The 8,278-nt window shown below is 65.6% G+C and carries 5 protein-coding genes; 3 read left to right on the top strand and 2 right to left on the bottom strand.

The window, feature by feature from the left end; translation table 11 throughout:
- Window positions 1–2,769: excinuclease ABC subunit UvrA (locus NTX40_02920; GenBank protein MCX5648041.1), on the bottom strand; the 2,769-nt coding region annotated here is incomplete at its 3' end.
- Between the two features lie 594 nt (window positions 2,770–3,363).
- Here NTX40_02920 and NTX40_02925 point away from each other — a divergent pair.
- The 3 genes from NTX40_02925 (at window position 3,364) to NTX40_02935 (ending at window position 7,994) form a co-directional block, all read left to right on the top strand.
- Window positions 3,364–4,158, top strand: coding sequence for a PEP-CTERM sorting domain-containing protein (locus NTX40_02925; GenBank protein MCX5648042.1), 795 nt, complete (start codon window positions 3,364–3,366; stop codon window positions 4,156–4,158).
- Window positions 4,159–4,543: 385 nt separating this feature from the next.
- Window positions 4,544–7,219, top strand: coding sequence for a glycoside hydrolase family 127 protein (locus NTX40_02930; protein MCX5648043.1), 2,676 nt, complete (start codon window positions 4,544–4,546; stop codon window positions 7,217–7,219).
- A 190-nt stretch (window positions 7,220–7,409) separates the two neighbouring features.
- Entirely contained in the window at window positions 7,410–7,994 is a 585-nt protein-coding gene (locus tag NTX40_02935; protein ID MCX5648044.1) for a DUF5698 domain-containing protein, read from the top strand.
- 36 nt (window positions 7,995–8,030) lie between these two features.
- Here NTX40_02935 and NTX40_02940 read toward each other — a convergent pair.
- Window positions 8,031–8,278 (bottom strand): hypothetical protein (locus tag NTX40_02940; GenBank protein MCX5648045.1); only part of this gene is annotated, 248 nt, incomplete at its 5' end.

Raw genomic sequence — 8,278 nt, forward strand, 5'->3', positions numbered from 1 at the left:
GAGCGAGTGCCCCGCGTGGACGAGGCGGTGGAAGGTTTTCAGCAGGACCTGGATGTCGGCCAGGTGGAGGCCGGTCGTCGGCTCGTCGAAGATGAAAAGATGTTGCCGGCCTTTTTTCGGCGCGGCGAGGTAGGACGCCAGTTTCAGCCTCTGGGCCTCGCCGCCCGACAGCGAGGCCGTGCTCTGACCGAGCCTGAGGTACCCCAGCCCGACGTCGGCGAGCGGCTGGAGCCGCGCCACGAGTTCCTTGTGCTCGCGGAAGTGGGCCCTTGCCTCCTGGACGGTCATGGCGAGGATGTCGTCGATGTTCTTTCCTTCCCAGCGGACGTCGAGGACCTTTTTCTTGAATCGTTTGCCGCCGCATTCCTGGCAGACGACCGTCACGTCGGCCATGAAGTACATGTCGTGGGTGACGGCGCCGACGCCCTTGCAGACCTCGCATCGGCCGCCGGCGACGTTGAACGAGAAGTTTGCCGCCGTGACGCCGCCGACGCGGGCCTTCGGCGTCTGGGCCAGGAGGCTCCGGATCGCCGTGTACGCCTTAACATATGTGATAGGATTCGATCTGGTGCTGAGGCCGATCGGGCTTTGGTCCACCAGGACGATGTCGTCGATTTCGTCGATGCCCTCGAGGGCGTCGCACCGGCCGACGTCGTCCACCGGCCGGCCGCGCGCGTGCATGAATTGCCCGTACAGGCAATGGTGGACGAGCGTCGTCTTGCCGCTGCCCGAGACGCCCGTCACGCACGCCAGGAGCCCAAGCGGGAACCGCACCGAGAGGTTCTTCAGGTTGTGTTCCCTCGCCCCCGAGAGGGCGATCCATCCCTTGGGCCGGCGCCCGTAGGGCGACATGGCGCGGCCGGCGTGGGTCGCCAGTTGCCGGGCCGTCTCCGACGCCTCGCACGCGGCCAGGCCAGAGTAGGGGCCCTCGAAGATGACTTCGCCGCCCGCTTCGCCCGCGCCGGGTCCCAAGTCCACGAGGTGCTCGGCCGCCCCAATCATCTCCGGGTCGTGCTCGACGACGACGACGGTGTTGCCCTTGGCGATGAGGCCCCTGAGGATGCCAAGCAGGCGGTGCGTGTCGCGGGCGTGGAGGCCGACGGTCGGTTCGTCCAGCACGTAAAGGGTGTTCGTCAGGCTGGAGCCGAGGGCGGACGCCAGGTTGATCCGCTGCGATTCGCCGCCCGAGAGCGAGCGCGTCTGGCGGTCGAGCGTCAGGTACGCCAGGCCCACGTCGTCGAGATACGTGAGTCGGCTGCGGATTTCCCTGAGCAGCACCGCCGCCTTCTCCTCATCCTGGGCGCCGAGTCCGAGCGCGTCGAACCACGCCCGCAGGTCTTTCACCGGCTCAAGCGCGAGGTCGGCGATCGTCTTACGGCCGACGCGGACGTTCAGGGCCTCCGGCCGCAGACGCCGACCCCCGCACGTCGGGCACGTGTAGTAGCCGCGATACCGCGCGATCATCACGCGGACGTGGACCTTGTAGCGCTTCGTCTCGAGCCAGTCGAAGAAGCCCCGGACGCCGATCCAGTCCCCGTCGCCGTCCCAGATGAATCGCTTGTCCGCCTCCGAGAGGTCCACGTAGGGGACGTCGGTCCGGACCCCTTGGCGATGGCAGGCCCGCCGGCACTCCTTGTGCAACTGCTTGTAGGCGGGCGTCTGCCAGCAGGCGATCGCCCCAGAGTCGATCGATTTGCGCGCGTCCGGGACGATCTTGTCCGGGTCGAGGTCGCTCGTCCGCCCGAAGCCCTGGCAGGTCGGGCACGCGCCGACGGCACTGTTGAACGAGAAGAGTTGCGGCTCCGGGTCGGGGAACACCCGGCCGCACCGGGCGCAGTTGAAACGGACGTCGAACGGCAGGCGCCCGCGTTCGGCCCCGGCCGCGTCCATCACCAGGACGGCCGCCCGCCCGGCGCCGGCCTTGAACGCGGTCTCGAGGGCCTCGGCCAGCCGGCTCCGGCTCTCGGCCGGCGCGTCGGCAAGCACCAGCCGGTCGATGACGACCTCAATCTCGGAGTGCGGAGTGCGGAGTGCGGAGTGCGGAGTGAAAGACGAAGCAAGATCGGCGTCGGAGATCTCGACGATCCGTCCACCGATCCAGAGGCGGTGAAATCCCTGGCGCTCGAGTTCGCGCCTCAAGGATTCCCACGGGCGGGGGGAGATGTATTGCGGATTTCGGATTGCGGATTGCCCTTCGAGAGCCTCAGGGCCCTGAGCATGGTCGAAGGGCGGATTGAAACCGTCTTCGTTCGCTTGCGCGAACTTCGCCGTGGCAGGCGGCAAAACGGCAGGCGCGGTGCACGCGACGGGCGCCACCACCAGGAGCCGCGAACCGCCCGGCAGCATGAGGCAAGCGTCCACCGCCCCGGGGATTGTGTGTTTCTCGACCTTGAGGCCGCACTCCGGGCAACTCGTTTCGCCGACGCTCGCAAACAAGAGACGCAGGTAATCCGCGATCTCCGTCGCCGTCCCCACCGTCGAGCGGGCGTTCTTGACCGTGTTTCTCTGTTCCAGGGCGATGGCCGGCGGCAGGCCCGTGATGGAATCCACCGGCGGCCGCTGCATCTGCTCGAGGAACTGCCGCGAGTAGGCCGAGAGCGATTCGACGTACCGCATCTGTCCCTCGGCATAGAGGGTGTCGAAAGCGAGGCTCGATTTGCCGCTCCCGGAGACGCCCGTCACGACCGTGAGGCGCCGGTGGGGGATGGAGACGTCGACGCCCTTGAGGTTATGCGTCCGAGCGCCTCTGACTTCGATAGTTCGCCGCATGCGCAGAATAACTCCAGCATACCGAATCCCTAACGATACCCCGGCTGCGGGCGGGTGTCAAGGTCGAGGGGGCGAGCGAAGTTCACCGGGGTGTATGCCGGCGGGTCGCGGCTAACCATGACGATGTGCGGTTTTGCCGTTTCTTTCCGGGTTCCGGTTTCCGGGTTCCGCATTGCCGTTCCCCCCAGTCTCCGCCTTTCTCTGCGCTCTCTGCGTTCTCCCCATGTAAAAGAAAGGGGCCCTTTGGGCTGCGTTGAAGGCCGTGCCGCCTGCCCGCCATAGCCCTCTGCTTCGCCCTGCGTAGCGGGCTTCGCAGAGCAGGGTCGGCGACGGCGGGTTTGCCTTTTGCCTTTCCCCAGTCTGCGTTTTTCTCTGCGCTCTCTGCGTTCTCTGCGTTGAAACCCCGCCGCCTCATGGAGAAGAGGCCGGTAGAGGGAAAAACTGGGGAAAATCCGAAAAATTTTTCCTCCGTAAGTCCTTTATTTACAGACACTTACCCACCCCCCGGATGCCGAAAAAATCCTTTTCCCATTTGACTTCGCCGGATTTTGTGGTATACTTCCGGCGGAGTTAGAGGGTGACAAGTCGCTTGGTGTGGCAAGTGGATCGGTCCTGTGTGGTTCCTTTCGAAGCGTGGTGTTTGTGCTCGCCTCCGCCGGCCTAGCCGGAACGATCTACGGGGACGACTTCAACACCCCTCAGGATTACACCGCCTCGCTGGCGGGGACGATCTGGGAGGGGCTGAAACTGACCGGCGGTGGGGGCGGTGGGGGCAGCATCGTGGCCTGCGAGACCACGAGCAATCCGGGCTTCCTCACCTTCGCGTCGTCCAACACCGATAACTCCGACAGCGCCCTGCTGTACTTGACGGTGCCGGCCGACACCGATTTCGAGGCGACCGTGAAAATGGTGGACGGCAACTGGGTTCCGTACGCCATGGGCTTCGTGAACTGGCACAGCGCCGGGCTGACCGCCGCCCTGGACGTGGACAACTGGGTGGCCAATTACTACTTCAGCCATCCGGAATGGATCGCGACGTTTATCGGTCGGTCCATCGATGACGGCGTCGAGAACAACCTGAATACCAACACGGGCGACCCAACCAAGAACATCGACGACTACCCGTACACGAAACTCGCGCGGGAGGGCAACGATTTCATCCGCTACTATAGCCCCGACGGTGCAACCTGGACGGAGTATTCCAGGCATACTCGCGACGACCTGGCCGGCGTCTACCTGGAAGTCGGTCTGCGCCACGCCATGTACTCGAGCAATACGGCCAGCGCCATCTTTGACGACTTCATGATCAACATCGTCCCCGAGCCGGCGACTCTTGCTCTGCTGGGCCTGGGCGGCATCGCCATGCTGATCCGCAGGAAGAAGAGGTAGCAGGCCGCACAACGCTGCTTTTTCGAGACCCCCGCGCCTGAGGCGCGGGGGTCTGTCTTTTCCCCTCGCTAAAGGTCGCCACGTCGCCACGCCTGCGCAGCATCCTGCGGACTACCGCCCCGCACCCGGTCACCCCTGGCGCAAGTCCTTCAAGCGGACATTTTCGCTTTGCTACGACATTGAGGAAATATTACGTTGACAGGGTCGAGTTCGCCGCGTAGACCTCCGGGTGGTGGACAGGGTTGAGTTCCAGGCGGATGGGTTGGCGCTGTGGGGCGGACATCTCCATGGCGGCAATCGCGTGAGCCCCTCAGACCGACCGACGGGCGCGGAGTTGATGGGCCTGCCCCGCACGATGGAGGAAGTCTCCGGAGGGAACACTTGCATGATGATGCGAATGATCCGACCCTTCAGCCGCCTGTTGGCGGCCGTTACGGTGAGCGTTTTCTGCGCCGGCGCCCTGGGGGCCGACGCCTCGGTCTCCGCCGATGCCCGGCCGGGGGCGAACCTGGCCGACGTGGCCGCCGCCTCGACCTCCTTCGTCTCCGGCTCCGAGACCCTCAGGGCCCTCAACGACGGCTTCCCCCCTGGCAACTCGGGTGACAAGAGCCGCGGGGCCTACGGCAACTGGCCTCAAAGCGGAACGCAGTGGGTGCAGTATGAGTGGAGCCAGCCCATCAAGACCAACAGGATGGACGTGTACTGGTTCGACGACCAGCGCGGGGTGCGGCTGCCGGCCGCGTGCCGGCTGAAGTACTGGGACGGCAGTTCCTTCGTTACGGTGACCGGCGCGAGCGGCCTCGGCCTGGCCGCCAGCACGTTTAACACCACAACCTTTCCGGAGATCGGCACGACGCGTCTCCGGCTGGAGTTTGACGGCCAGGAGAAGTTCTCCACGGGCATTCTGGAGTGGAGGGTTTACGACAGCGGAGGCTCGCCTAATTTCGCTCCTACGGTGAACGCCGGGGTGGACCGGGTGGTCGTGCTGCCCGGGCAGACATACCTTGAGGGAACGGTGAGGGACGACGGCAAGCCGAAGGCCGCCCCGGCCGTTCGCTGGAGCCAGGACTCCGGCCCTGGCACCGTGACCTTCGGCGACGCGACGGCGGCGTCGACGACAGCCCGGTTTTCCGCAGCGGGCAACTATGTCCTGAGGCTGACCGCGGATGACGGGGAACGGAGCGTGTCGGCTACGCTCGAGGTCCCGGTGGATCCGCCGCCGCCCGCGGTTCCGCTGGACGCGGTGGCGACCACGGGTTATTCCCTCACCAGCCCCCTCTGGCGCAGCCGGGCCAAGGCGCTCATCGTCAACTGGATTCCGCACTGCGTGCGAAAGATCGACGACCCCGAGACCAGTTCGGGGGGCATCGAGAACTTCGTTCAGGCCGGCCGAAAACTGGCCGGTCAGCCTGCCAGGCACGTGGGCGCGGTTTTCGCCAACACAGCGGTCTATAACACGCTGGAATCCATGTGCATCGCCCTCGTGGTCGACGCGCAGGGCGACGAGGAGATCCTCCAGGCGCAGGCCGCCCTCCGCAAGACGCTGGAGGACTGGATTCCCAAGATCCTCAGCGCCCAGGAGAGCGACGGCTACCTCCACACCCAGTACACCATCCAGGGCCAACGGCGCTGGAGCAACAAGCACGACCACGAAGGCTATCAGGCCGGCTACTTCATGGGAGCGGCGATGGCGCACTACGTGATGACCGGCGGCAAGGACGCCAGGCTGTACGAAGCCGCCAAACGCCTGGCCGACTGCTGGTGCGACAACATCGGTCCGGCGCCGAAGAAAGCCTGGTACGAAGGTCACCAGGAACTGGAGCAGACGCTGGTCCGCTTCGCCCGGTTCGTGGAGGCCCGAGAGGGCGCTGGCAAGGGCCGCAAGTACGTTGATCTGGCCAAATTCCTTCTGGACTCACGCCGGAACGGCGATGAGTACGACCAGAGCCATCTGCCGGTGACGCGGCAGTACGAAGCCGTCGGCCACTCCGTCCGCGCCGTCTATTCCTATTCGGGCATGGCCGACGTCGCCATGGAGACCGGCGATGCGGATTACCACAGCGCCGTCAAGTCGCTCTGGAACAACATCGTCAACCGGAAGTATTACGTCACCGGTGGCGTGGGCAGCGGCGAGTCGTCGGAGGGCTTCGGCAAGGACTACTCGCTTCCGAACAACGCTTACTGTGAATCGTGCGCCGGCTGCGGCGAACTGTTCTTCCAGCACAAGATGAACCGCGCCTACCAGGAAACGAAGTATGCGGACCTGTACGAGGAGACGCTCTACAACGCGATCCTCGGGAGCGTTGACCTGGAGGGGAAGAATTTCTTCTACACCAACGCGCTGGACTCCGGCGGGCAGCGCTATCCCTGGCACGTATGCCCCTGCTGCGTGGGCAACATACCCCGCACGCTGCTGAGCCTGCCGACTTGGATGTACTCCAGGAGCGCCGACAGCCTCTACGTGAATCTCTTCATCGGCAGCACGGTCACGGTCGACAACGTCGCCTCCACCCGCGTCACGCTGGTGCAGGCCACCGATTACCCGTGGAGCGGCAACGTCGCCATTACGGTGAACCCGGGCGAGCCGAGGCGTTTCAGTGTCCGGATTCGCGTGCCGAACCGAAACGTCAGCACGCTGTACACCGCCTCGCCGGCCTGCGACGGCATCGTCTCGCTGGCGGTGAACGGTACGGCCGTCACGCCCGCCGTCGAGCAGGGCTACGCCGTTCTCACGCGCGAGTGGAAGGCCGGGGACAGGATCGACCTCGTGCTTCCGATGAAGGTCCAGCGCATCAAGGGGATCAGCCGGATTGCCGCGACGGCCGGCCGGGTGGCGCTGCGCTATGGCCCGCTGATCTACAACATCGAAAGCGTGGACCAGGACGTCAACTCCGTCCTCGGTCCGGCCTCCGAGTTGGCGACCGAATGGAAAGGCGATCTCCTGGGCGGGGTGCTGGTAATCAAGGGCACATTCTCGGACGGCAAGCCACTGACGGCCATTCCCAACTACGCCCGCCTAAACCGCGGCGGACGCTCCATCGTGTGGATCAAGGATCAATAGCATTCGGCGGCACAACCGGATTCTGCCCCGATGGAGGCCGCTAGGACTTGCCATACGTCGCAAGTCCTGTAAAGTTGTGGCGCGGCGGCGGTGGTGTTCGGCTCGCCGCTTTGTTTTGACCGGGGCGTGCCGGCAGCGTATGGTGGAGAGGAGGGGGCGTTCGCGAACGCATCGCAGGGAGGACGGTCTCATGAATTTCGGGCAACTGGCGGAAGCCATCGGCGGGGCGGACTGGCAGCGGGTCGCGCTCGGCGCGCTTTTCATCTTCCTTTGCCGCATCTCCGACGTGAGCATCGACACGCTGCGCGTCATCTCCATCGTCAAAGGCCAACGCGTGCTGGCGGCGGTGTTCGGCATGGTGGCTTCGGGGATCTTCATCGTCGCGCTGGCGACGGTCTTTCGCCCGCCGATCCACTGGCTTCAGATGGTGGGCTACGCGGCGGGTTTCGGCGTCGGGACGCTGGTGGGGATGACGCTGGCGGCGCGGCTCTCGGCGGAGTTTGTGCTTCTTCGCGTCCTCAGCCGGCCGCCGGGCGGTCTCATCAGCGACCGCCTGCGGTCTGGCGGATTTGCCGTCACCGCCGTCGCAGGAGAAGGGCGCGACGGGCCGGTCGAGATTCTTTTCAGCGTCGTCCGGCGTTCGCAGGCGCGGAAAGCGTTGGACCTGGTGCGCGCGGTGGACGCGAAGGCGTTCGTCGTACTGGAGCCGGTGCAGCACGGGGCGGGCGGCTATGTGCCGCGATTCATCGGCCCCGGCGTGGCGGTCCGGCGCTAGCGGAAGCGGCAATGCCGGTTTCGGGCCGCCGCCCGATTACGGCCACTGGACGACGGTGGCGGCGGGTTGGCCGACGGAGGCCTCGACACGCAGGCGCGTCAGTTCTTCTTCCGTCTCGCCGAGGCGGGTGCGGAGGTCGGCCAACGCTTTCTCGTGTTGGCGGAAGGTCTCGACGTCCGGAGCGATTCTTTCGGCGGCCGTGCGGGCCTCTCCCATCTCGCGCGCCAGTTCCTTTTCATCCCGGACGGCCCGGTCCCGGTCGCGCCGGAGGATGGCGGCCTTCT

The sequence above is a fragment of the Planctomycetota bacterium genome (assembly GCA_026387035.1).
Taxonomy (GTDB): Bacteria; Planctomycetota; Phycisphaerae; order FEN-1346; family FEN-1346; genus JAPLMM01.

Excerpts from the sequence above, each read along its gene's own strand:
- NTX40_02930 (MCX5648043.1), top strand. The coding sequence starts at position 4,544 with ATGATGATGCGAATGATCCGACCCTTCAGCCGCCTGTTGGCGGCCGTT.
- NTX40_02935 (MCX5648044.1), top strand. The coding sequence starts at position 7,410 with ATGAATTTCGGGCAACTGGCGGAAGCCATCGGCGGGGCGGACTGGCAG.